19 protein-coding genes are annotated in these 23,910 nt (G+C 72.6%); 10 read left to right on the top strand and 9 right to left on the bottom strand.

Annotated features, from left to right (window positions below):
• Positions 1-8 precede the first annotated feature (8 nt).
• Positions 9-185 (top strand): DUF397 domain-containing protein, encoded by a 177-nt coding sequence (locus tag OIE53_RS22075; RefSeq protein WP_327023421.1) that lies wholly within the window; start codon positions 9-11, stop codon positions 183-185.
• Between the two features lie 192 nt (positions 186-377).
• On the opposite strand, the gene OIE53_RS22070 is transcribed toward OIE53_RS22075, so the two are convergent.
• The 5 genes from OIE53_RS22070 to pdhA all read right to left on the bottom strand — a co-directional run bounded on the left by OIE53_RS22070 (position 378) and on the right by pdhA (position 7,406).
• Positions 378-3,110, bottom strand: coding sequence for an LppU/SCO3897 family protein (locus OIE53_RS22070; RefSeq protein ID WP_327023420.1), 2,733 nt, complete (start codon positions 3,108-3,110; stop codon positions 378-380).
• 335 nt (positions 3,111-3,445) lie between these two features.
• Positions 3,446-3,583 carry a hypothetical protein gene (locus tag OIE53_RS22065; RefSeq protein WP_327023419.1) on the bottom strand — a complete coding sequence of 46 codons (138 nt, stop codon included), beginning with the start codon at positions 3,581-3,583 and terminating at the stop codon, positions 3,446-3,448.
• Positions 3,584-3,799: 216 nt separating this feature from the next.
• The gene (locus tag OIE53_RS22060; RefSeq protein WP_327027326.1) at positions 3,800-5,236 is read right to left on the bottom strand and encodes a dihydrolipoamide acetyltransferase family protein; all 1,437 of its coding nucleotides are present in this window, start codon (positions 5,234-5,236) and stop codon (positions 3,800-3,802) included.
• 5 nt (positions 5,237-5,241) lie between these two features.
• Positions 5,242-6,231, bottom strand: coding sequence for an alpha-ketoacid dehydrogenase subunit beta (locus OIE53_RS22055; RefSeq protein ID WP_327023418.1), 990 nt, complete (start codon positions 6,229-6,231; stop codon positions 5,242-5,244).
• Positions 6,231-7,406, bottom strand: coding sequence for a pyruvate dehydrogenase (acetyl-transferring) E1 component subunit alpha (gene pdhA, locus OIE53_RS22050; RefSeq protein WP_327023417.1), 1,176 nt, complete (start codon positions 7,404-7,406; stop codon positions 6,231-6,233). Before pdhA ends, OIE53_RS22055 begins: the two co-directional genes overlap by 1 nt.
• A gap of 516 nt (positions 7,407-7,922) precedes the next feature.
• Between pdhA and OIE53_RS22045 the strand changes: the two genes are divergently transcribed.
• Together OIE53_RS22045 and OIE53_RS22040 are read left to right on the top strand one after the other, a co-directional pair.
• On the top strand, positions 7,923-8,693 hold the full coding sequence (locus OIE53_RS22045; protein WP_327023416.1) for a hypothetical protein: 771 nt from the start codon (positions 7,923-7,925) through the stop codon (positions 8,691-8,693).
• 82 nt (positions 8,694-8,775) lie between these two features.
• A complete protein-coding gene (locus OIE53_RS22040) occupies positions 8,776-9,405 on the top strand; it encodes a phosphatase PAP2 family protein (protein ID WP_327023415.1) in 630 nt (209 codons plus the stop codon).
• 10 nt (positions 9,406-9,415) lie between these two features.
• On the opposite strand, the gene OIE53_RS22035 is transcribed toward OIE53_RS22040, so the two are convergent.
• Genes OIE53_RS22035 through OIE53_RS22025 form a run of 3 tightly spaced genes read right to left on the bottom strand, consistent with a single transcriptional unit; the run spans position 9,416 to position 14,233 of the window.
• The gene (locus OIE53_RS22035; protein WP_327023414.1) at positions 9,416-10,639 is read right to left on the bottom strand and encodes a hypothetical protein; all 1,224 of its coding nucleotides are present in this window, start codon (positions 10,637-10,639) and stop codon (positions 9,416-9,418) included.
• A gap of 59 nt (positions 10,640-10,698) precedes the next feature.
• Entirely contained in the window at positions 10,699-12,381 is a 1,683-nt protein-coding gene (locus tag OIE53_RS22030; protein ID WP_327027325.1) for a GTPase, read from the bottom strand.
• Positions 12,382-12,406: 25 nt separating this feature from the next.
• Positions 12,407-14,233 (bottom strand): ABC transporter, encoded by a 1,827-nt coding sequence (locus OIE53_RS22025; RefSeq protein WP_327023413.1) that lies wholly within the window; start codon positions 14,231-14,233, stop codon positions 12,407-12,409.
• A 218-nt stretch (positions 14,234-14,451) separates the two neighbouring features.
• Here OIE53_RS22025 and dnaK point away from each other — a divergent pair, with 218 nt between their 5' ends.
• The 5 genes from dnaK to OIE53_RS22000 all read left to right on the top strand — a co-directional run bounded on the left by dnaK (position 14,452) and on the right by OIE53_RS22000 (position 19,279).
• Positions 14,452-16,317, top strand: a complete 1,866-nt coding sequence (gene dnaK / locus OIE53_RS22020) for a molecular chaperone DnaK (protein ID WP_327023412.1) — start codon at positions 14,452-14,454, stop codon at positions 16,315-16,317.
• Between the two features lie 46 nt (positions 16,318-16,363).
• A complete protein-coding gene (grpE, locus tag OIE53_RS22015; RefSeq protein ID WP_327023411.1) occupies positions 16,364-17,128 on the top strand; it encodes a nucleotide exchange factor GrpE in 765 nt (254 codons plus the stop codon).
• Between the two features lie 79 nt (positions 17,129-17,207).
• On the top strand, positions 17,208-18,389 hold the full coding sequence (gene dnaJ, locus OIE53_RS22010) for a molecular chaperone DnaJ (RefSeq protein ID WP_327023410.1): 1,182 nt from the start codon (positions 17,208-17,210) through the stop codon (positions 18,387-18,389).
• A 29-nt stretch (positions 18,390-18,418) separates the two neighbouring features.
• A complete protein-coding gene (locus OIE53_RS22005; RefSeq protein ID WP_327023409.1) occupies positions 18,419-18,856 on the top strand; it encodes a heat shock protein transcriptional repressor HspR in 438 nt (145 codons plus the stop codon).
• A 156-nt stretch (positions 18,857-19,012) separates the two neighbouring features.
• Positions 19,013-19,279: a hypothetical protein gene (locus tag OIE53_RS22000; protein ID WP_327023408.1), complete on the top strand. Its 267-nt coding sequence runs from the start codon at positions 19,013-19,015 to the stop codon at positions 19,277-19,279.
• Between the two features lie 73 nt (positions 19,280-19,352).
• On the opposite strand, the gene OIE53_RS21995 is transcribed toward OIE53_RS22000, so the two are convergent.
• Entirely contained in the window at positions 19,353-19,781 is a 429-nt protein-coding gene (locus OIE53_RS21995; RefSeq protein ID WP_327023407.1) for a hypothetical protein, read from the bottom strand.
• A 264-nt stretch (positions 19,782-20,045) separates the two neighbouring features.
• Between OIE53_RS21995 and OIE53_RS21990 the strand changes: the two genes are divergently transcribed.
• A complete protein-coding gene (locus OIE53_RS21990) occupies positions 20,046-21,164 on the top strand; it encodes a hypothetical protein (protein WP_327023406.1) in 1,119 nt (372 codons plus the stop codon).
• Between the two features lie 98 nt (positions 21,165-21,262).
• Positions 21,263-23,854, top strand: a complete 2,592-nt coding sequence (clpB, locus tag OIE53_RS21985; protein WP_327023405.1) for an ATP-dependent chaperone ClpB — start codon at positions 21,263-21,265, stop codon at positions 23,852-23,854.
• Positions 23,855-23,910: the final 56 nt, after the last annotated feature.

The raw sequence follows: 23,910 nt of genomic DNA, 5'->3' as shown, positions 1-23,910 counted from the left end.
GGACGGCCGTGGAGCCGAAGTGGCGCAAGAGCAGCAAGAGCCAGAGCAACGGCCAGTGCGTCGAAGTGGCGGACCTCCACAACGGGGTTGCCGTTCGGGACAGCAAGGACAAGACCGGTCCCGTGCTGGCCTTCGACGCCCAGGGCTGGCGTACGTTCATCGACTCCCTCAAGAACGACCGGTAACAGGAATCGCGGCTGGCGGCATCCAGCCCAGCGCCGCTGCCCCGACTCGTCGTGGCAGTCCAGCTGTTCGACACGCCGGGCCGGGAGCAGCTGCACTGCCACGATCGGGCCGCCTCTGGACCACCGGAGTATGCGAAAGCGCCCGCCCTCTTGGTGAGGGCGGGCGCTTCGCGTTTCGGGTGGTGCCAGTGATCAGCCGGCGGCGTTCTTCAGGCAGAGCACCGGGTTCTCCACGTTGCCGCGCAACTCGACGTACGGCAGGGCCGGGTCGGGGCACTTGTCCTTCGAGTCGACCTTCGACACCACGCTGAAGGTCTCCGGCTCCCCGCACACCGCCTCGATGGCGGTCTCGCCGGAGCGCTTGACGCAGGAGCCGACCGCCGGGTCGAAGGCGTTGTCGTCCGAGCCGCCGAACTTGCCGAGCAGCAGCAGCAGGCCAAGCGGGATGGCGAGGATCAGCACGGCGGCCACCAGCACCGCGGCCAGCACCCGACCGTTGCGTACCTTCGGCGGCGGCGGCACGTCGGCGGCCGGCTCGGCTACCGGCTTGAACGCGTCGAATCGGCCCTGCTCCGGCTCGGCGGCCGGTGCGTCCGGGCTCCACGGGGCGTTCGCCTGCGGCCCCGAGGGGAAGGCCGTGGTGTGGTTGCCGCCGGAATCCGGGCGGGCAGGGGAGCCGTAGGTGACCCCGGGACGGTCGTTCGGGCCGCCGAAGGGGTCCCGAGAGGCACCACCGGACGGGCCGCCGAAAGGATCACCGGGCGGGGCACCGAAGGGGTCACCAGACGGACCGCCGGACGGGCCGCCGAAGGGGTCACGGGAGGCACCACCGGAGGGGCCGCCGAAGCGGTCGGCGGGCGAGGGCGGCTCGGCGTGCGGCTTGACGCCGTTGACCGGGCGGTCGGTCGCCGGGGCGTCGGCGAAGCTCGGCAGGCCCGGCGGGAAGGCGGGTGAGGCCGGAGCGACCGCACCGGCGAAACCGCGCGGACCAGGCTGCTCGTGCTCCCCGAAGCGCGGGTCCGGGCCCTGGTCGAACCGGGGCGCCGAGGGCTGCTCCTCCCGCTCCTGGACCGGCTCCTCCGGCTCCGGGCGGGCCGGTCGGCCGTACACCCGGGGGGCCGGATTGCCGGTCGGGCGCACCACGTGGTCGGCCGGCGGGGTGACCCGGCTGGTGGTCGGTACGGAGGCACTGGCCGAGACGGCGCCGGCGGCCGGCGGCGGAGTGGCCCGGCCGACGGACTCGGGCGAGGTCCGGGGGTTGGGGATCACGGCCTCGGCCGAGGGCTGCGCCTCGTCCTGTCGCGGCTCGGGCTGGCCCCAGCCCGGCTGCTCGCCGCCGGTACGCGGGCCTTGCGGGTGCTGCTCGCCGGAGTACTGGCCCGGGGCGGGGTAGTCGGCCGGGGGTACGGCGGCCAGGCTGGCACCGGGGACCCGCTGTTCCTGCGGGGGCAGCGGGACCATGTTGGCCGGCGAGATGCCCGGAGCCGGAGCGGGCTGATAGACCGGGCTCTCGTCGGAGCGACCGGCCTCGGCCCGGGGTGCACCGGCCTCGGGCGCTCCGCTGCTGCCCCAGGCCTCACCCGGCGCCCATGGCTCGACCTCGCCCAGTGGCGCGCGGTCGGTGCCGGTACGCGAGGGCAGCGGGGCTGCCGCACCCGGGGTCTCGGTGGGGGTCCAGGCGGCAGCCGGGCGGTCCTGACCGGGAGGCGACCATTGGGGCCGCTCGTCGGCCGGGCCGCTGCTGCCGGACCAGCCGGTCGGCTCGGCCTGCTGCGGGGTGGCCCAGTCGGGCTGCGCGGGCCGGTCGTTGCCGGGTTGCCGGTCGTCGGTCGACCGTTGGTCACCGGCCCAGCCGCCGGTCTCCGGCTGCCGGGCCTGACCGGTGGCCCAGCCGGGTTGTTCCTGCTGCTCGGCGGGCCAGGCGCCGCCACGGGCCGTGTCGTCGCGACCGGCGGGCGGCTGGGGCGCCGGGTCGGCCTGGGGTACCTGGGCCACTGCCCGGGCCGGCTCGGCGCGGGTCGGCGGCTCGGCCCGGGTCACCGGCTGATCGGACTGCGCCCAGCCCGGCTGCCCGGACGGACCGGCCTGCCAATCCGGCTGAGCGGGCGAACCGGCCTGCTGCGCCCAATCGGGCTGGGCGGGTGCACCAACCTGCTGCGCCCAGTTCGGCTGAGCCGGCGAGCCACCCTGCGCCCAGTCGGGCTGCTGGGGAGACTCGGGCGGGCCTGCGGTGGTGGCCCAGCCTGGCGGCTGCTCATCGGGGCGGGGGGCGGCGTTCCACTCCGGCTGCTGGCCGGCAGCCCAGCCACCGGGCCGGGCGGAGCCGGGCTGGCCGCCGGTCGACTGGTCGGGGGCGGTCTGATGGGGAGTCCACTCAGCCGGTGAGGGAGTCTCCGATGTGGTGCCACCACCACCCCAGGCCGGGTTGCTCTGCCCACCGTTGGCCCAGGCAGGCTGGTCCGAGGTGGACGGCGCCGGCCAGTTGGCGGCGGGGTGCTCACCCTGGGCCGCCCAGGACGGCTGGCCACCGGCCGGTTGCTCGCCCTGTGCGTTCCAGGACGGCTGACCGCCGGCCGGTTGCTCACCCTGTGCCGCCCAGGCGGGCTGGCCGCTGGCGGGTTGCTCGTTCGGTGCGGTCCAGGAGGGCTGCCCGCCGGCGGGCGGTGCCCAGGTGCCGGAGTTCGGGCTCTGCGCCTGCCGGGTCGCTTGTGGGCCACCCCAACCCGCGCCCGGCTGACTCGCCCAGGCGGGGGCGGCCTGGTCAGGCCGGGCTGGTGGTGGCGGAGCCCAGCCGAGATCCGGGGCGGGTGCGCCGTATCCGTTGTCCTGCTGAACCGGGCGGTCGCCGTACGGCGCCGATCCGCCGCCGCCCGGCGGCACCTCGTCCGGCTCGTGGCCGGGGTGGTGCGGGCCCTCGGACGTCATGCGTGCGCCTCCTCCATCACATGTCGGCCGCCGTCGCCGATCTCTCGGCCGGGCAGCCGGCGGTGCCGGCGTGCCGGCCGTGCCGGCTCCCCGCACCGTATCCGGTAGTCACCGGGGCGCATCCGGGGAGCGCCGATCGTCACTGTCTGTTGCCGGGCGATGTCGATCCGCATCTATCGCGTGACCTGCCCGGGGCGGGGTGACGACCGTGAACCACCGTACCGGGCGCTGGGGTGAGGCGGTATCCCGGTGTCACTGCCCGAGCCCAATGCCAACGACCCGCCCGGTGCGCCGGGCGGGTCGTGGTTGGGGAGGTGAGTTGAAGTCGGGTGGCGTCAGTGCGTGTGACGCTGGGCGATGGCGAGGATCTCGTCGCGGACGGACGGCGAACTCGCGGAGCGCAGGGCTCGCTCGATGGCGCGGGCGCGCCGGTTCGCGTCACGGCGGGTACGGATTCGCTCGATCATGCTCATGGTCTGTCTCTCCTGCTGTGCTATTCGGTTGTCGGCCCCTTGTGGTCTCTATTTAACCCCAGAACCACGCGGATATCCATCGATTATTAGGTGAGCTGCAACACGAACCTAAGAATCTTAGGTCCGGGTGGAGTGTGGACCGGGATTCTTCGCCCAACGGCAACGGCCGGTGTGCCGGGCGTTCACCCGTGGCACACCGGCCGTCGTCGTACCGGGTCAGGTCCAGGCGAGCAGGGCCACCTCGGGGTCGGTGAGGAAGTCACCGATGTCGCGCAGGAACTTCGAACCCAGCTCACCGTCGATGATCCGGTGGTCGAAGGAGAGCGCGAGGGTGGTGACCATGCGGGGCTTGACCTTGCCCTTGTGCACCCAGGGCTGCTCGCGTACGGCGCCGAAGGCCAGGATCGCCGACTCCCCCGGCGGCAGGATCGGGGTCCCGGTGTCCACCCCGAACACGCCGACGTTGGTGATGGTCAGGGTGCCGCCGGACATGGCGGCCGGCGAGGTCTTACCGGCCTTGGCGGTCTGCACCAGGTCGGTCAGCGCGTCGGCCAGCTCACGCAGGGTCAGTCGCCCGGCATCCTTGATGTTCGGCACGATCAGGCCGCGCTCGGTGGCCGCCGCGATACCCAGGTTGACGTACTCCTTGACGACGATCTCCTCGCCGGCCCAGGTCGAGTTGACCATCGGGTGTCGCTTGACCGCCAGCAGCACCGCCTTCGCCACCAGCAGCAGTGGCGAGACCCGTACCTCGCGCCACTCACGTCGGCCACGCAGCCGGTCCAGGGCCTTCATCGCCCTGGTCATGTCGATGGTCAGGAACTCGGTGACATGGGGAGCGGTGAACGCCGAGCGGGACATATTCTCGGCGGTGAGCTTGCGTACCCCCTTGACCGGGATGCGCTGCTCCCGGTCGGCGCCGAAGCTCGCGGCGGAGGTGGTCGCCGCGCCTACCGTCAGTGGCTCGGCCGCCGCCGGTGCCGCCACGGCCCGCTGTACGTCCTCCCGGGTGATCGAGCCCAGCGGACCCGAGCCGGTCAGGGTACGCAGGTCTACCCCGAGGTCCTTGGCCAGTTTGCGGACCGGCGGCTTGGCCAGCACCGGCCCGGCCAGGTGCCCGTTGCCGTTCACCGCCACAGGGGCAGCAGGCACCGCCGCAGGCGCCGGGGTGGCCTGGACCGGCACCGGAGCCGGGGCGGGGGCCTGGGTCGGGGTCGCGCCCTTGCGGGGCCGGCGCTTCGCGGCCGTGGTGCGGGGGCCGTAGCCGACCAGGACGGCGGTACGCCCACCCGGGGCGGGACCACCGATCAGGCCCGGCTCGACCGCCCCCTCCGCCGGAGCGATGTCCACCGCGGCCAGCGAGGCCGCCGAGGGGGTGGGCAGCTCCTCCGGCATCGGCCCGGCAGCCGGGTCGGTGTCGATCGCGATGATCGGCGTACCGACCTCGACCGTGGTGCCCTCCGGGTGGAAGATGGCCTGCACCTGACCGGCCCACTTGGCCGGGATCTCCACGGCCGCCTTGGCGGTCTCCACCTCGACGATCGGCTGGTTCAGCTCGATGGTGTCGCCCACCTTGACCAGCCAGGCGAGGATCTCGCCCTCGGTCAGGCCCTCGCCGAGGTCGGGAAGGTTGAACTCCTTGATCCGGGACATGGCGCTCACCAGCCGAAGGTGCGGTCGACGGCGTCGAGCACCCGATCGAGGTCGGGCAGGTACTCCTCCTCCACCCGGGCGGCCGGGTAGGGGGTGTCGAAGCCGGTCACCCGCAGCACGGGCGACTCCAGGGAGTAGAAGCACTCCTCGGTGATCCGGGCCGCGATCTCCGCCCCCAGGCCCACATTGGAGGGCGCCTCGTGCACCACCACCGCGCGGCCGGTGCGCCGCACCGACTCGTACACCGGACCCAGGTCCAGCGGGGAGAGGGTACGCAGGTCGATGACCTCCAGGTTGCGGCCGTCCTCGGCCGCGGCGGTCGCCGCGTCCAGGCAGGTGCGCACCATCGGGCCGTACGCCAGTAGGGTGGCGTCCGTGCCCGGCCGCACCACCCGGGCCGAGTGCAGCGGGTACGCCTCGGACAGCGGGGCGTCCAGGTCGACCTGCCCCTTCTCCCAGTAGCGGCGCTTAGGCTCCAGGAACACGATCGGGTCGTCCGAGGCGATCGCCTGCTGGATCATCACGTAGGCGTCCTGCGGGTTGGCGCAGGAGACGACCTTCAGGCCGGCGGTGTGGGCGAAGTACGCCTCGGGGGACTCCGAGTGGTGCTCCACCGCCCCGATGCCGCCACCGAAGGGAATCCGGATGACCATCGGGATGCGCAGCTTGCCGCCCGAGCGGTAGTGCATCTTCGCCACCTGCGACACGATCTGGTCGTAGGCGGGGTAGACGAAGCCGTCGAACTGGATCTCGCAGATCGGCCGGTAGCCCCGGATGGCCAGGCCGACCGCGGTGCCGATGATGCCGGACTCGGCCAGCGGGGTGTCGATCACCCGCTGGTCACCGAAGTCCTTCTGCAACCCGTCCGTGATCCGGAAGACCCCGCCCAGCTTGCCGACGTCCTCGCCCATGATGACGACCTTGGGGTCGTTCTCCAGGGCCTTGCGCAGGCCGATGTTGAGGGCCTTGCCGAGGGTGAGCGTCTCCGTGGCCATCAGTGCGCGCTCCCCTCGAACGAGTCGAAGTACTTGTTGAACTGCGCGCGCTGCTCGTCGAGCAGCGGCGACCCGTTGGGGTAGACGTGGTCGAACATGGTGACCGGTGCCGGGTCCGGCATGGCCAGCACCCGCTCGCGCAGGTCGATCGCCTCCCGGCGGGCCTGCTCGTCGACCTCGGCGAAGAAGTCGCCGTCGGCGATCTTCTCCCGTTCCAGGAAGGCCTTCATCCGGGCGATCGGATCCTTGGCCTGCCAGGCCTCGACCTCGCTGGCGATGCGGTAGCGGGTCGGGTCGTCGGAGGTGGTGTGCGCCCCCATCCGGTAGGTGTACGCCTCGATCAGGCTGGGGCCCTGCCCCTGCCGGGCGTTGTCCAGGGCGTGCCGGGCCACCGCGTACGTGGCCAGCACGTCGTTGCCGTCCACCCGGACGCCGGGGAAGCCGAAGCCGGCGGCCCGCCGGTACAGCGGAACCCGGGTCTGCCGCTCCAGGGGCTCGGAGATGGCGTACTGGTTGTTCTGGCAGAAGAACACCAGCGGGGCGTTGAAGACGCTGGCCCAGACGAAGGCCTCGTTCACGTCGCCCTGGCTGGTGGCACCGTCACCGAAGTAGGCGATGACCGCCTCGCCGTCCTCGCCGCCGGTCTTGCCGTCCATGACGACGCCCATGGCGTACCCGGTCGCGTGCAGGGTCTGCGCCCCGATCACGATCGTGTACATGTTGAACTTGAACTCGTTCGGATCCCAGCCGCCCTGGTCGACGCCGCGGAACAGGCCCAGGGGCATGATCGGATCGATGCCACGGCAGTAGAGGACGCCGTGCTCCCGGTAGGTCGGGAAGGCCATGTCCTGCGCGCGTAGCGCCCGACCGGAACCGACCTGCGCGGCCTCCTGGCCCAGCAGACTGGCCCACAGGCCCAGCTCGCCCTGCCGTTGCAGGGCGGTGGCCTCGGCGTCCAACTTCCGAACGAGGACCAGGTCGCGGTAGAGGCCGCGGTATTCCTCGTCGGTGAAGTCGACACGGTATTCGACGCCGTCCGGGCCGGTGACGCTGTCGATCCGCTCACCCGTCGGGGTGAGCAGTTGCACCAGCTCCGGGTCGCCGGTCGGAGCCTTCCTGGATCGGGGTGCGGCTCGTCGGCCGCGGGTGCTGGCCCCGGGGTCGCCCTTTGCCATCCGTCTCTCCCTGTCGTGTCTGCGTCGGCACCGGGGGGTCACCCGGCCGCGCGACTCGTGAGCCCGCCCCGGCTGGTGCCGGGATCGGTTCCTGGCGACCGCGCCTAGCCCCGGTGGGGGTTGCCGCGCGGCGTGAGCCGGATTCATGGCCGAACCCGGTTCGGGGAGCGTCGGCGCCCAGTCGCGCCTACCGCGTGGTGCGCGGAGGTCGCGGCTGCACTGCCGTCGTGGGTCCATATTCGCATCATGGGTGAGCCGTCCCACACCCTGCCTGCTCCGCATCCCGGCCCGGGTCCGGTTCGTTACCTGAAATGCCGAGGTGTCTGGTCCAGCGACTCCCGGCCGAACCGGCGATATTTGTCGCCATTCGGTCAGATGGGGTGTTTCGCCACGCTGCGGGGGGTTGGCTGCGGCGCGGCCACTGACCCACGCTTCTCGGGTGGGCCCCGTGCCGACCTCGGTGCCCCCCGGGCTGCTCATGGCGGTCCCGGCCCCGGTGACGGCGAGGAGTGCGTGGTGTCGGAACCAGCTGAGGGCGCGGAGACACCCGGTCGGCACCGGCCACCGGAGGGCTACCGCCGAGTGATCGGCGCCCACCGGGCGGTACGCACCGCCGGCCCTTCCCGGGGCTACCTGCTGACGGTCGCCCTGCTGGCCGGTACGGCCTCGATGCCGGTGCTGGCCGCGATCAGCACCGGCTCGGCGACCGTGGGCAGCACCGCCCTGCCGGACAGCGGCACCCCCTTCATCCCGACGCCCTCCGTGGGGCCGGTGGTCATTCCGCCACCCCCCACCGGCGCCGCGCCGGCCACCCCGACGGCCTTACCCTCGACCGCTCCGGCCGCCCCACCGGTCAGCCCGACTGACCGACCCGACCCCGGGCCGATCCCCCCTCCGGTGGACCTGACCCCGCAGCGTCAGGTGGCCCCACCGGCGAACTCCCCCCGGCCACCGCTGCCCACCCCCGCGCCGTACCCACGCCCCAGCCCGGCACCCACCCCCACCCCGACCCGGCCCCTGCCGGGCACCTCGCCCACGCCGAAGCCGACCCCCCCGAGCGAACCCCCCACCCCCTCGGTGTCGCCCGATCCGCCGGCCGAGCCCAGTGCCGCCCCGGACCCGGATCCGCCCGCCGAGCCCACTGCCTCGGCAGAACCACCGAACATGACCGACCCGGTGGCCAGCAGCCAGCCCTGCGTCACGACGGATCCGTCCACATCGGCGCAGCCCGGTAGCCCGACGGAGCCCGGGATCTCGGCCGAGCCGGCCCCCGCCGCCGAACACTGAGGAAGCACCCCTTCGCCGACGGTACGGTGAGCACGGCGGCACATCGCCCTCGACGGACCGGAGCGAAGCAGGGGATCGAATCTTGGTCGACCGTGACCTGGCCACCGACGAGGTCGCTGCGGTCCGGCCCGGCCCGGGGCTGCGACTGGCCCGGATCGTCACCGAGTTGACCGCGCCCGCCGTCCTGGTGTCGCTGCTGACCGTGGTGATCGGCTGGCACAGCGCCCAGGGCACGGCGAGGGGCCTGGGCTGGGGCCTGGTGGCCGTGGTCTTCGTCAGCCTGATCCCGATGGCGTACATCCTCGGTGGGGTGCGCCGGGGCCAGCTGACCGATCACCACATCCGGGTACGCGAACAACGGCGGGTGCCGCTGCTGTTCGGGCTCGGTTCGGTCGCCGCCGGGCTGGCCCTGCTGGCCGTGCTCGGCGCCCCCAGACCCGTACTGGCACTGGTCACCGCCGGACTGGTGGGCCTGCTGGTGGCGGTGACGGTCAGCCACTGGTGGAAGATGTCGATCCACTCTGCGGTGGCGGCCGGCACCCTCGTGGTGCTGGTCGTCACCTTCGGCGCCTGGCTGTTGCTCGCCACCCCGCTGCTCGGGCTGGTCGGCTGGTCCCGGGTCCGGTTGGGTGACCACACCCCCGCCCAGGTGCTCACCGGTGGCCTGCTCGGTGCCCTGGTAGCGGCGGTGGTCTACGCCCTGCTGCGCTGACCCGGGCGGGTCAGCCCTCGTCGGCCAGGCGGTGCCGGTTGGCGTCGATCCAGGCGTCCAGGGCGGCCGGGTCGTCCGGGTCCACCCCGTCGGCCATCAACTGGGCCACCGCGGCGGTCGCCGGGCTGCGCCGCTCACCGGTGGCGTAGAGCCGGACGAACTCCGGCACCATCTCCGCGATGGCGGTGTCCGTACCGATTGCGGCCGTCTCCGGCAGGCCACGCCTGCGGGCGGCGTACCCGGCCCAGGCCCGCAGCACCCGGGGCAGCATCGCGGCGTCGTCCATGTCCAGTACGGCCCGGCGGTGCACCCAGTCGAGCAGGAAGAACCCGGCCACGGTCGGGCTCCAGCGCAGGGGGTCGGCGTCGGCGAAGGTGGCCGCATGGTCCAGCAGCAGGCCCAGGCAGAAGTGCAGGGAGGCCAACTCCGCGCCGTCCAGGTCGTCGAACCCCGCCCGGACGGCCTCCGGGGAGGCCAGGAACCGTCGGATCTCGTCGCTGCGTACGGCGGCCGGCAGCGGATCGGCGGGGGGCACCGGCGCGGCGCCTCCCGGCCCGGCCGGGAGGATGGCCAGCCGGGCCCCGACCAGGGCGCGATCGGTGGCCAGGGAACTGGCCCCGGGCAACTGCCCGAGTTGGTCGGTGACGGCCAGATGCCGGGTCACCTCGTCACGCATCCGGCTCGGTTCCTCCTCCCGGAACCAGGTCAGCTCGTCCTCGGCGCACAACTGCCGCACCTGGGCCAGGATCCGGCTCGCCGGCCCGCCGATGAAGACGTCCTTGGCGATGCCGATGTTGTGGTCCACCAGCGCGATCAACGCGTGCTCCGGCCCACCCAGGGTGTCGTCGTAGGCGAAGGTGGCCAGATAGGAGGTCTGGTCGCCGTAGACGTCGCCGTACGCCCAGGTGCCGGTGAGATGCACCCGACCCAGCTGCCCGGACCAGGCCGGGGCAGCGGCACCGGGGCGAACCCGGTCCGCGCCCTCGGCGTCCGGCACCAGGGCGGCGAACACCGCGCGTACGGTGGTCGCGGCCAGGGCCCGCCGTCGGGAGGTCGCCGCCAGGAAACCGGCCACGAACTCGCGTACGGCCGTCTCCCGGTCGGTCTCCGCTACCTCGTACACGCTGCCCAGCAGCGCCGCACCGAGCATCTCCGCGTCGAGGGCGGTGTCGAGCTTGGTCACGTCGCGGGCGGCGTGCAGCACGGCTTCGTACGGGGTCTGTGGCGTGGCCATGTGCTGACACTACGCCGCCGAGGGCCCGACCAGGGGTGAGCGCAGTCCCCTCGGGGCGGTCACCGGTGTCGGGCCACCTCCAGGACGGTCCGGGCATCGGCGTGCGCGGCGATCACCGCCCGGACCGGTGCCAGCACGTACTCCTCGCCCACCTCGGCCACCGCGCTGGTCAACCGGGCCTCGGCGCGTCGGCGGGCCCGTCCGGCGGCCCACCGGGTAACCGGTCGGGTCAGGGCCGCCACCAGCAACCCGGCCAGCAGCCCGCCGAGCAGCAGCAGGGTCGGCACGGGCACCTCACCGACCATCGGATGACGCAGTTCCGGCAACCCCAGGGCCCGCAGGGCGTAGCCGAGGGCCAGCCAGCCGAGCCCGGCCACGGCGGCCAGGGTCACCAGCCACTGCACCGCCCCGACCAGTCGCCACCAGGTCCGGGGACGGTCCATCCCCAGGTCGGTGCCGGAGATCGCGCGGTCCAGGGCGTCCGGCAGGTCGCCCAGTCGGGACCGGGCCGCCGCGGTGACCGCGTTCGGCCAGCCGCTGGGCAGGCCGGCACCGGCCCCCTCGGCCACCGTGCGCACCGCCAGCCCCAACGCGGACCGGTCAGCGCTGCTGGGCTCCGGCACCGAGGTGGCGGCGACCAGACTCGCCGCCTCGGGTGCCGTACCGGATCGGTCGGGAAGGTGCAGCCGACGCAGCGGATCGGGGCGCAGCCGCCGCCAGGCCCGTACCAGCGGCCAGCCGGTGGTCGAGGCGGCCCGGTGCCGGTACGCCTGCTCCACCGCCGCCACGACGGTCGGTACCCCCGCGGCGGCTACCAGGGCCCGGTCCAGTGCGGCCACCGAGGGATCGCCAGTGCTCAGCGTCGCCTGGGGGGCCCCGACCATCTCGTCCAGGGCGGCGACCACGGCGTCCAGGTCACCGGAGAGCCGGCGCAGGGCGGCCTGCCGCTGGGCGACGCTGCGTTCCAGCGCCTCACGCAGCCCCTGGGTCCCGGCCGGGTCGGCGACCGTGGTGGCCAGCAGTGGCACCCCTTCCAGCCCGTCGGCGTCGAGCAGTCGACGCAGGTCGGCCAGCACCCGGGATACCTCGGCCGGGGGCAGTCGGTCGACCTGGTTGAGCACGACCACGGTCACCTCGCGGTGCCGGCGGAACTCGCGCAGGTAGCTGTCGTGCACCACCCGGTCGGCGTACTTCTGCGGATCGACCACCCAGACCACCAGGTCGACCAGGCCGAGCAGCCGGTCCACCTCCAACCGGTGGGAGTGCTGCACGGAGTCGAAGTCCGGCAGGTCCAGCAGGATCAGCCCGTGCAGGGTGGACTCGTCGTCGCCGTCCAGCGCGCTCTCCCGGACGAACCGGTGCCGGGGCAGTACGCCGAGCCAGTCCAGCAGTCGGGTGCCACCGTCCAGGGGACCCCACACGCAGGCGTGGGCCACCCCGGTGGTCGGTCGCCGTACCCCGACAGTGGAGAGATCCATCCCGGCCATCGCGTTGAACAGGCTGGACTTGCCGCTGCCGGTCGCCCCGGCCAGGGCCACGACGGTGTGGTCGCGGGAGAGGGAGAGTCGGGTACCGGCCCGTTCGACTAGGGTGCGGGCCGGCACCAGCGGAGTGTCCGGCAGGTGGCCGTCGACGATGCCGAGGAACCGGCGGATCGCCTCCAGTCGGGCGACCAACTGGTCGGCGTCGACCCGGCCGTCCGCCCGCAACGCCTCACGCAGGCGTCCGCCCATCCCCATCATGGCCGCTCCCGGCTGGTCCATGCCCTCACGCCGACCGCCCCCGGTCGGCCGGCTCACTCAGGTCGGCGAATCCGCTGCTCACCCGGGCCGCCTCCACCTGCTCGGCGGCCTGGCGCAACGCCGTAGCGGTCTGCGCCAGCGGCCGGGCCTGCTCGGTCCGGGTCAGGTAGCGGTCGGCCTCCGTCTCCAGCAGGGTCCGCACCCGGTCCAGCAGGTCCTCCCGGGCCTTGTTGGCCAGGGTACGCACCGCCTGGTCGCCGAAGATCGCTTGCAGTACGGCCTGTCCGGCGACCGTGGTGCCCGCTCCGGTGGCGACCTCCAGCCCGGTAGGGATGAAGGCGGTCGAGGCGAAAACGGCGATCATGACAACCAGCCCGGTGGCGTTCACCGCGTAGGCCGCCGTACGGGCCACGAACCGCCGGTCGCCGCCCTCGTCGCGGACCAGTTCCAGCACCCCCCGCTGCCAGTCCCGGACCAGCCGCTCGGCGCGTTCGGGCAGGTCGGCACCGGGGTGGGCGAGGTCCGGGGTGAGTAGGGCGGCCCCGGCCGGATGGGCCCGCCAGCCGGTGTACGCCGCCTCGGCCGCCTCGGCGGCCACCGCCCGCAGCAGGGTGACCAGCTGGGATTCGATCGCCTCGCGTAGTTCGGTGGCGGGGGCCGGACGTCGGCTGAAGGCGGCCACCAGCCGGTCCCGCAGCCGGCCGATGCGTGCCTCCAGGGTGCGGAAGAAGTCGCCGGTGCCGACGAACTCCTGCCAGCGGGCCAGCACCTCGCCGCGCAGCAGCCGGCCGTCGCGCAGCCCCTGCTCGACGGTGTGGTTCGCGGCCCGGTACGCGGCGTGTACCCGATCATCCAGGGCCTCCGCGGCGGCCACCTGGTCGTCTGCGGCGACCGCCAGGCCCTCCACGGCCGGTTGCAGGGCGGCCAGGGCGCCGCCCAGGGTCTGCCGGATCACCGCCGACCGCGCGTCGGCGTCGGCGGCCAGCCGGGCGAACCAGTCGGCCAGGGGTGCGGTGACCCGGGCGGGCAGCAGACCCTGCCCGTCGACCCAGGTCTCCGGCAGCACGAACAGCGGGGCCGAGCCCAGACCCTGTTCGGCGAGCATCTCGGCCAGGTGGGCGGCCACCTCCTCGGTGGCCTCGGCCGGCACCCGGTCCAGCACCATGGCGATCACCGCGCCTCGGGCCCGGGCGCCGCGCAGCAGTTCCCAGGGCACGGCGTCGGCGTACCGGGCGGCCGTGGTCACGAAGAGCCAGAGGTCGGCGGCGGCCAGCAGTTGGCCGGCCAGGGCCCGGTTGGCGTCGACCACGGAGTCGATGTCGGGGGCGTCCAGGAAGGCCAGCCCGGGGGCCAGCGCCGGGGCGGTGACCAGGTGCAGGGTGCCCGGGTCGTCACTGGGCTGGTTGGTACGGGTCAGGCCGGGCAGCAGTTCCCCTCGGCGGAACCAGGGCGAGTCGGCCGGATTGCAGACCAGCACGGGTGAGCGGGTGGTCGGACGCAGCACCCCGGCGGCGCTGACCCGGGCCTGCACCAGGCTGTTGACCAGGGTCGACTTGCCGGCACCGGTGGATCCGCCGACCACCACGAGCAGCGGGGCGTCCAGGCGGGCCAGCCGGGGCAGCAGATAGTCGTCCAGTTGGGCGGCCAGGGCGACCCCGGTCCGCTCGGCGGGCTCGGCCGAGGGCAGGACGAGGGGGAAACCGGCGGCCCCGATCGCGGCGCGCAGGCCGGACAGGGCGTCGGGCAGGCGATCGTCCCCGGCGGGCCGGTCCTCCCCGGCGTCGGTCGGGCCGGTGCGGGCTGCGACGGCGGGCGCGCCGGGAGGTGAGCCGGGATCGCCGTTCGTCGTCACCGCTAAAGCGTGCCCGACCGACACAAGGTAAGACAACCGATCGCCCACCAGGCGGGTTGCGCCTGGTGGGCTCAACCCTGACTTGACGATTACAGTGGGCGTGGCACTATTGAGTCAAGTTCACTCAACTTGAGGTGGGGTCGCAGCGGGCGGCGCCTGCCGGGCGGGGTGACGGGAGGCCCGTCACCTGCTCAACGTTACGAAGCGAGGAAGCGAAGATGGCACGTGCGGTCGGTATCGACCTCGGCACGACGAACTCCTGCGTCAGCGTTCTGGAGGGCGGTGAGCCCACCGTCATCGCCAACGCTGAGGGCTCGCGGACGACCCCGTCGATCGTCGCGTTCGCCCGCAACGGCGAGGTGCTCGTCGGCGAGGTAGCCAAGCGTCAGGCGGTGACGAACCCGGACCGGACCATCCGTTCGGTCAAGCGGGAGATCGGCACCAACTGGTCCGTCGACATCGACGGCAAGAAGTACACCCCGCAGGAGATCTCGGCCCGCACCCTGATGAAGCTCAAGCGGGACGCCGAGGCCTACCTGGGCGAGCAGATCACCGACGCGGTGATCACCGTCCCGGCGTACTTCAACGACGGCCAGCGCCAGGCCACCAAGGAGGCCGGTGAGATCGCCGGCTTCAACGTGCTGCGGATTGTCAACGAGCCGACCGCGGCGGCCCTGGCGTACGGGCTGGACAAGGGCTCCAAGGAGCAGACCGTCCTGGTCTTCGACCTCGGTGGCGGCACCTTCGACGTGTCCCTGCTGGAGCTGGCCGAGGGGGTCATCGAGGTCAAGTCGACCAGCGGTGACAACCTGCTCGGCGGTGACGACTGGGACCAGCGGATCATGGATCACCTGGTCAAGACCTTCCGTGGTGAGCACGGCATCGACCTGTCGCAGGACAAGATGGCGATGCAGCGGCTCAAGGAGGCGGCCGAGAAGGCCAAGATCGAGCTGTCCGCCGCCACCACCACCAACATCAACCTGCCGTACATCACCGCCGGTGCGGCCGGCCCCCTGCACCTGGACGTGACGCTCAGCCGGGCCGAGTTCCAGCGCATGACGCAGGACCTGCTGGACCGCTGCAAGATCCCGTTTGAGCAGGCCGTCAAGGACGCCGGGATCAAGGTCGCCGACGTCGACCACGTGATCCTCGTCGGCGGCTCGACCCGGATGCCGGCCGTGACCGACCTGGTCAAGGAGCTCACCGGCCGGGAGCCCAACAAGGGTGTCAACCCGGACGAGGTCGTCGCCGTCGGCGCCGCCCTGCAGGCCGGTGTGCTCAAGGGTGAGGTCAAGGACGTCCTGCTGCTCGACGTGACCCCGCTGAGCCTGGGCATCGAGACCAAGGGTGGCATCTTCACCAAGCTGATCGAGCGCAACACCACCATCCCGACCAAGCGGTCCGAGGTCTTCACCACGGCCGACGACAACCAGCCGTCGGTGCTGATCCAGGTCTTCCAGGGTGAGCGCGACATCGCGGCGTACAACAAGAAGCTCGGCACCTTCGAGCTGACCGGTCTTCCGCCGGCCCCGCGTGGGGTGCCGCAGATCGAGGTCACCTTCGACATCGACGCCAACGGCATCGTCAACGTCCACGCGAAGGACCTGGGCACCGGCAAGGAGCAGAAGATGACCATCACCGGCGGCTCCTCGCTGCCGAAGGATGACATCGAGCGGATGCGCCGGGACGCCGAGGAGCACGCCGAGGAGGACAAGCGCCGCCGCGAGGAGGCGGAGACCCGCAACGTCGCCGAGGCCCTGCAGTGGCAGACCGAGAAGTTCCTCGCCGAGAACGGTGACAAGCTCCCCGCCGAGAACCGCGAGAAGCTCAACGAGGCCCTCGGTGAGCTGCGCGGTGCCCTGGGTGGCAGCGACATCGAGAAGATCAAGTCGGCCCACGAGCGGCTGGCGCAGGTCTCGCAGGAGGCGGGCTCGCTGCTCTACGCCCAGCAGGGCGAGCAGGCCCAGCCGGGTGACCCCGGTGCCGCCGGTGCGGCCGGTGCGGCCGGCGGAGCCCCGGGCGGTGCCCGGCCCGGTGCGGACGACGTGGTCGACGCGGAGATCGTCGACGAGGACAAGAAGTGAGGGACCGGACTACGCAGACTCACGGGCGCAGGGATGAGGTAGTCGTATGACGGAGAAGCCACGAGCCGCTGACCCGGGTGACACCGGGTCGGCGCCGGGTGGCTCGGCGTCGGAGCCGGCCACCGGTGACGCGCCGCGGGTCGTCATCCGCAACAACCGCAAGATCAACAAGTCCTCCGAGGCGGCCGGTGCGGCTGCCGACGCCGGATCGGACGTCTCGGCCGAAGGTCTGGTCGAGGACGCCGAGGTGGTGGTCGACACCATGAAGGTCGAGGCCTCAGCGTTGAGCGAACCCGCCACCGATGGCCCGCCGGTGGTGGACTCCCCGGCCAGTCCGGTCGGGGAGCCCACGGCCGAGAAGGCAGCGGAGGGGGCGGCCGGCGACCTGGCGGCGCTCCGCTCCGACCTGGAGGAGCGCACCCGGGACCTGCAGCGGGTCACGGCCGAGTACGCCAACTACCGCAAGCGGGTGGAGCGGGACCGTGGGCTGGTCACCGAACAGGCGACCGGTTCCGTACTCACCGCCCTGCTGCCGATCCTGGACGACCTGGACCGGGCCCGGGAGCACGGCGACCTGGTCGGCCCCTTCGGCTCGGTGGCCGAGCAACTGATCACCACGTTGGGCAAGTTCGGCCTGACTCCCTTCGGGGAGCAGGGCGATCCGTTCGACCCGACCCGGCACGAGGCGGTGGCCCACCAGACCTCGCCCGAGGTCACCGAACCGACCTGCGTGCAGGTGATGCGGCGGGGCTACCAGATGGGTGAACGACTGCTGCGGCCGGCGATGGTCGCGGTGGCCGATCCGGAATAGTGCGCGACGGTGCATCGGGCCGTCCCGTCCGCCGAGTCAGGGCGGGCGGGGCGGCCCGGCAGCGGGGAGGAGGTGGACGTTGAGTTCCAAGGACTGGATCGAGAAGGACTACTACGCGGTCCTGGGCGTGGCGAAGACCGCCTCCGCTGACGAGATCAAGAAGGCGTACCGGAAGCTGGCCCGGGAGTCCCATCCGGACCACAACCCCGGCGACCCCAAGGCCGAGGAGCGCTTCAAGGCGGTCTCCGAGGCGTACGCCGTGCTGGGCGAGGACACCAAGCGCCGCGAGTACGACGAGATGCGGTCGCTGTTCGGCTCGGGCGCGTTCCGGCGGGGCGCCCGCCAGGGCGGTCAGCCCGGTGGGACGCCCTTCGACGTCTCCGACCTGTTCGGCGGGGCCTCTCCCAGCGGCGGTCGGTTCGCCGGGGGCAACATCTCCGACCTGTTCAGTTCGATCTTCTCGGGCGGCCAGGGTGGTGCCGGGGGCGGTGCGCCCGGTCCGGCGCGGGGGCGGGACGTCGAGACCGAGGTGGCCCTCGACTTCAACGACGCCGTCCGGGGAGTGACCCTGCCCTTGACCCTGCGGGCCCCCGGGGTCTGCGAAACCTGCCACGGCAACGGTGCCAAGCCGGGCACCCAGCCGCGGGCCTGTCCGGTCTGCCACGGTGCCGGGGTGACCACCCGCAACCAGGGTGCCTTCAGCTTCTCCGAGCCCTGCCGCAACTGCCAGGGGGTCGGCACGGTCGTCGACGAGAAGTGCCCGGAGTGCCAAGGCACCGGCGGGGTGACCAAGACCCGTACCCTCAACGTCCGCTTCCCGGCGGGGGTGGCCGACGGCCAGCGGATCCGGCTGGCCGGCCGGGGTGAGCCGGGAGTCCGGGGCGGCCCGGCCGGGGACCTGTTCGTGCAGGTCAAGGTGCGCCCCGACGATCTGTTCGGGCGTACCGGCGACGACCTCACCCTGACCGTGCCGATCACCTTCACCGAGGCGGTGCTCGGCACTGATCTGCGGGTGCCGACCCTCGACGGTGCGGTGACCCTGCGGGTGCCGCCGGGTACCCCCAGCGGACGGATCCTGCGGGCCCGGGGCAAGGGGGTGACTCGCCGCGACGGGCAGGCCGGTGACCTGCTCGTCACCCTGGAGGTGGTGGTGCCGGCCCGGGTGTCCGACGAGGCGCGGGCGGCCCTGGAGACCTTCGCCGCGCAGAGCCCGCCGGCGGCCAGGGAACATCTCGACGCGCGGGTGCGTCGATTCAGTTGACTCGGTGAAGCGGTGCGGAGGTGAGCGGGATGGACGGGTTCGTCGGTTCGGATGACCCCGCCTACGAGGCCAAGGTGCTGATGATCTCGGTTGCGGCGCGGATGGCGGGGATGCATCCCCAGACCCTGCGTCAGTACGACCGGCTGGGCCTGGTGCAGGCCGGCCGGGCGGCCGGCGGCGGACGCCGGTACAGCGTCCGGGACGTGGTGCTGCTGCGCGAGGTGCAGCGGCTCAGTCAGGACGACGGGGTCAACCTGGCCGGGATCAAGCGGATCATCGGCCTGGAACAGCTGTTGGAGCAGGCCCAGCAGCGGGTGGCCCAGTTGGAGGCGGAGTTGGAGGCGGCGTACCGGCGGATGGCCGAACTGGAGTCGTTGGCCCGCTTCCCCGGCCGTGACCTGGTGCCGACCAACCGGACCTCCACCGCCCTGGTGGTCTGGCGCCCGCGCCGCGGCCCCGACCGCTGACCTGGCGGTCTGCGCGGCTGCTCAGCTCCGCCGCAGCGGACACCGATGGCCGGAAGGCGAAGCCCGTTTCCCCGAATCCGAGCGGGGGGCGGGCTGCCTTCGTTAGCCTCCACGACAAGGGGCCTGAGGCGGTCTCCCAGCTGGGCGGGAGGAGCCATGACGGAAGCCGCGAAGAAGGTGGCCGAAGATGCGGAGCACCGGTTCGACGACCTGACCGAGCGGGTCCGGGAGCGATTCGACCGGATCCTCAAGGGGCGCTTCTCCGATCAGGTCACCTCTGGTCGCTTCGGTCCGGCCCGACCCGGCAACCGCGGCGACGGTGGCGACCGCCGGGTACGGCCGGTGCCAGGTGGCCGGGGCGGACACGGCGCCGGCCAGGTACGCACCGACCAGCACCGCCGCGCCGGGGGCGGATCGCGTTGACGTGCGGGCCGGGAGCCACGGGGGGTCCCGGCCCGTTCGCGCGGTGACTCCTGAGCTTGACCCGCAGGCGGAGTTACAGCCGGCGGCCCTCCCGGACCAGCCCGCCCTCACACCATTCCCGGTAGACGAACAACTCCGGCCGGGCCAGCAGCACCCGGCTGTTGTGGGCCCAGGTACGCATCAGTTCGTCGCCGTTGCGCTCGGCCTGGTCCACCAGCTTGCGGAAGCGTCGCCGAGGATGTGCCCGGAAGTTCGTCCGGATGCCGTCGGCCGCGTAGATGTAGAGGCAGTGCAGGGCGAACCGGCGGGCCGGACAGCTCGGATCCATGGCCAGCTCGAACAGGGTCATCACCAGCCGGTCACCGGAGACCAGCAGATCCCAGTCCGGGGGCATGGAGGTCAACGGCACCGAGTCGGGGTTGTACGCCCAGGTCCGCAGTTCCGTCGGGCTGGGGTCGACAGGGTTGGCGAAGCCGCGGAACGTTGACTCCTGCACGCTCACCGGCCAACCTTCCGCTCTACCCGCGGGGCGTCGTCCGCCCACCGCGAACCCTGGCTGCTGGGGCGACACGGTAACGCGGTACCGACGGGTACGGGTAGCCCCTGCCCGAAGCATCTTCACCGTCCGTTGGACGGGTCGGATCCTCCGTACGACCGATCTCACGCGGGGCGGGGCCGCGAGTCCGTCATCAGGTGGTGGCGAACCTCTCAGGCTGGTGACGCTAGCCTGACCGGCACGAACACCAGCTCAGGTGACGGAGACTGGATGATCACCCGAACAAGACGTGGGATGGCGCTGCTGGCCGTGGTGCCGGTGCTGGCGGGTTGCTCCGTCGGGGACATCCGTCGGCCCCCGCCCACCCCGGTGCCCTCGACCTCGACGCCGTCGAGTCCGGCCCCGACCCGGGTCGCGGAGATCCGGGCCAGCCGACTGGCCGTACCGCAGCGCTACGACGAGCCGTATGTCGAGTTCGTCGACGCCACGCGGGGCTACGCCCTCTTCGGCTCCTGCGAGAGCCGGCCCTCCGGACCGGACTGCCCCGCCCTGATCTTCGCCACCGGGGACGGCGGCCGGTCCTGGCAGGGACTCCGGCATCCCCAGCCGGTCGCCGACAATCAGCAGTTGTACGCCGCGCCGGGGACGCTGGCCCTGTGGGCCGAGCCGCACGGCTGGTGGACCTCCACCGACGAGGGCCGGACCTTCCAGCACAGCCCGGGTGAGGCCGTGCCGCGGCAGTGGCAGGCCAGTCAGGGCAGGTTCCAGATCATCGAGGCGACCGGCGAGGTCGGCCGGTGGACCGGCAGGAGGTTGCGTCCCCTGGCCACCCAGCCGCGGCTGCCCAGGCTGGACTCGGTGGCGCTGGGCGGGGGATGGATGGTCCGCGACGGTACGGAGTACCGCGGGCCGCTGGTGGCGGCCGGGGCAGGCGAGGACGGCAGGCCGTACGCCGCGATCTCCTGGGACGAGGGGCGGCGCTGGCAGGAGACCTCGCTGCCCGCCCCCGACGGCGCGGTGTGGATGGTCCGGGCGGAGTCGGTGGCCGGGGAGATCTGGCTGGTCGGGGAGGCGGAGAACCGGGTCGACTTCCCGGCGCTGTGGCACCTGGAGGGCGACACCTGGCGAGGGGTACGCGCCGAGGGGCAGCCGGGCGCCGGACGGGCCGTTCCGTTGGGCTCCGGAATCGTGGCGGTGGTCAGTTCGCGCGGTGCGGGGGCCCTGCTCGGCGGCCGGTACCTGGACCTGTCCTGGCCGGTGACCGACCGGCACTACCTGCGGCGACTGCCCGACGGCACCCTGTTCGCCGGCACCTCGGACAGCATCCTGCTAGGCCTGGGTCAGCTCGGCGACCGCACCTGGGTGCAGGTGGTGCTGGAGCGGGACTGAGGCGTTGCTGTGGGGTAGCTCACACCCCCAGGGTTGAGCGGAATAGACTCAACTCTGGTTCTGTCGGTACCAGTGGACACGCCGAACCAGGGGAGCCCATGAACACCGAACGCCTCACCACCCGCAGCCGCGAAACCATCACCGGCGCCGTCGCCCTGGCCAACCAGCGCGGGCACGCCACCGTGGAGCCGTGGCACCTGCTGCTGTCGTTGCTCGACACCGAGGGCTCGACCGCTGCCGGCCTGCTGCGCGCCGTCGGGGCCGACCCCGCCGAGCTGCGCCGCGCCGCCCAACGGGCCCTAGACGCGTTGCCCGCCGCCCGGGGTTCCAGCATCGCCGAGCCGACCTTGGCCCGGGAGTTCGTCAACGCCATCGGTGCGGCCGAGCAGATCGCTCGCCCGCTCGGCGACGAGTACACCTCCACCGAACACCTGCTGGCCGGGCTGGCCCGGGTGGGTGGGGCGGTCTCCGGGGCACTGAAGGCCGCCGGGGCCACCGAGGAGACCCTGGTGGCCGCCTTCCCGACCGTACGGGGTGGGGACCGCCGGGTCACCAGCGCCGACCCGGAGCAGACCTACCAGGCCCTGGCCAAGTACGGGGTGGACCTGACCGCGAGTGCCCGGGACGGCAAGATCGACCCGGTGATCGGCCGGGACTCCGAGATCCGTCGGGTGATCCAGGTGCTGTCCCGGCGTACCAAGAACAACCCGGTGCTGATCGGTGAGCCGGGCGTGGGCAAGACCGCCATCGTGGAGGGCCTGGCCCAGCGCATCGTCGCCGGTGACGTGCCGGAGTCGTTGCGCGACAAGAAGCTGGTCTCACTCGACCTGGGGGCGATGGTCGCTGGCGCCTCCTACCGGGGGCAGTTCGAGGAGCGGCTCAAGTCCGTCCTGGAAGAGATCAAGAACTCCGACGGGAAGGTCATCACCTTCCTGGACGAGCTGCACACCGTCGTCGGCGCCGGCAAGGGCGAGGGCTCGATGGACGCCGGCAACATGCTCAAGCCGATGCTGGCCCGTGGTGAGCTGCGGATGGTCGGTGCGACCACCCTGGACGAGTACCGCGAGCACATCGAGAAGGACCCGGCCCTGGAACGCCGCTTCCAGCCGGTGCTGGTCGGGGAACCGACCGTCGAGGACACCATCGGCATCCTGCGCGGGCTCAAGGAGCGCTACGAGGTGCACCACGGGGTACGCATCACCGACGCCGCCCTGGTCGCCGCCGCTGCCCTGTCCGACCGGTACATCACCGACCGGTTCCTGCCGGACAAGGCGATCGACCTGGTCGACGAGTCGGCCTCCCGGCTCCGGATGGAGATCGACTCCCGGCCGGTAGAAGTGGACGAGATCGAGCGGGCGGTTCGCCGGCTGGAGATCGAGGAGATGGCGCTGGCCAAGGAGCCGGACCCGGCCTCCGCCGAGCGCCTGGACCGGTTGCGCAAGGAGCTGGCCGACAAGCGGGAACAGCTCACCGCCCTGTCCGAGCGGTGGAAGTTGGAGAAGGCCCACATCACCAAGCTCTCCACCGCCAAGGAGGAGTTGGAGCGCCTCGGCGGAGAGGCTGAGCGGGCCGAGCGGGACGGGGAGTTGGAACGCGCCGCCGAGCTGCGGTACGGCCGCATCCCGGCGCTGAACAACGAGCTGAAGCAGGCGGCGGAGGAACTGGCCCGGCTCCAGGCCGACGGCGCGATGCTCAAGGAGGAGGTCGGCGCGGACGACATCGCCGCGGTGGTCGCCTCCTGGACCGGCATCCCCGCCGGTCGGCTGCTGGAGGGCGAGACCGCCAAGCTGCTGCGGATGGAGGAGTCCCTGCGGGAGCGGGTGGTCGGCCAGGCCGAGGCGGTCGGCGCGGTCTCCGACGCGGTACGCCGGGCCCGGGCCGGGGTCGCCGACCCGGACCGCCCGACCGGCAGCTTCCTGTTCCTCGGCCCCACCGGGGTCGGCAAGACCGAGCTGGCCAAGGCGCTTGCCGAGTTCCTCTTCGACGACGAGCGGGCCATGGTCCGCATCGACATGAGCGAGTACGGCGAGAAGCACTCCGTGGCCCGCCTGGTCGGTGCCCCACCCGGTTACATCGGGTACGAGGAGGGCGGCCAGCTCACCGAGGCGGTACGTCGTCGGCCCTACTCGGTGATCCTGCTGGACGAGGTGGAGAAGGCCCACCCGGACGTCTTCGACATCCTGCTCCAGGTGCTCGACGACGGTCGCCTGACCGACGGCCAGGGCCGTACGGTCGACTTCCGTAACGCCATCCTGATCCTCACCTCCAACCTGGGATCGGCGGTGATCAGCGACCTGACCCTGGCCGAGGAGCAGCGCCGCGAAGGGGTGCTGGCGGTGGTCCGGTCGCACTTCAAGCCGGAGTTCCTCAACCGGCTGGACGACATCGTGGTCTTCGCCGCCCTCCAGGGCGAGGATCTGCGGGCCATCGTGGACATCCAGATCGCCCGGCTGCGGCGTCGGCTCGCCGACCGGAGGTTGACCCTCGAGGTCACCGACGCCGCGCGCACCTGGCTGGCCGAGCACGGGTACGACCCGATCTACGGGGCCCGGCCGCTGCGTCGGCTGGTCCAGTCCGCGATCGGTGACCAGTTGGCCAAGGCTCTGCTGGCCGGCACGATCCGCGACGGTGACCCGGTGCGGGTCGACCTGGCCGACAGCAAGGACGCCCTCTCGGTGACGGCCGCCTGACGATCGCATCCACCCTCCGGGGCCCGCATCGCGTCCAGTCGCGCTGCGGGCCCCGA

The sequence above is a fragment of the Micromonospora sp. NBC_01739 genome (assembly GCF_035920385.1).
Lineage (GTDB): Bacteria > Actinomycetota > Actinomycetes > Mycobacteriales > Micromonosporaceae > Micromonospora.
The sequence above is the reverse complement of the archived record's forward strand: the minus strand, read 5'-3'. Positions and strand labels throughout refer to the sequence as shown.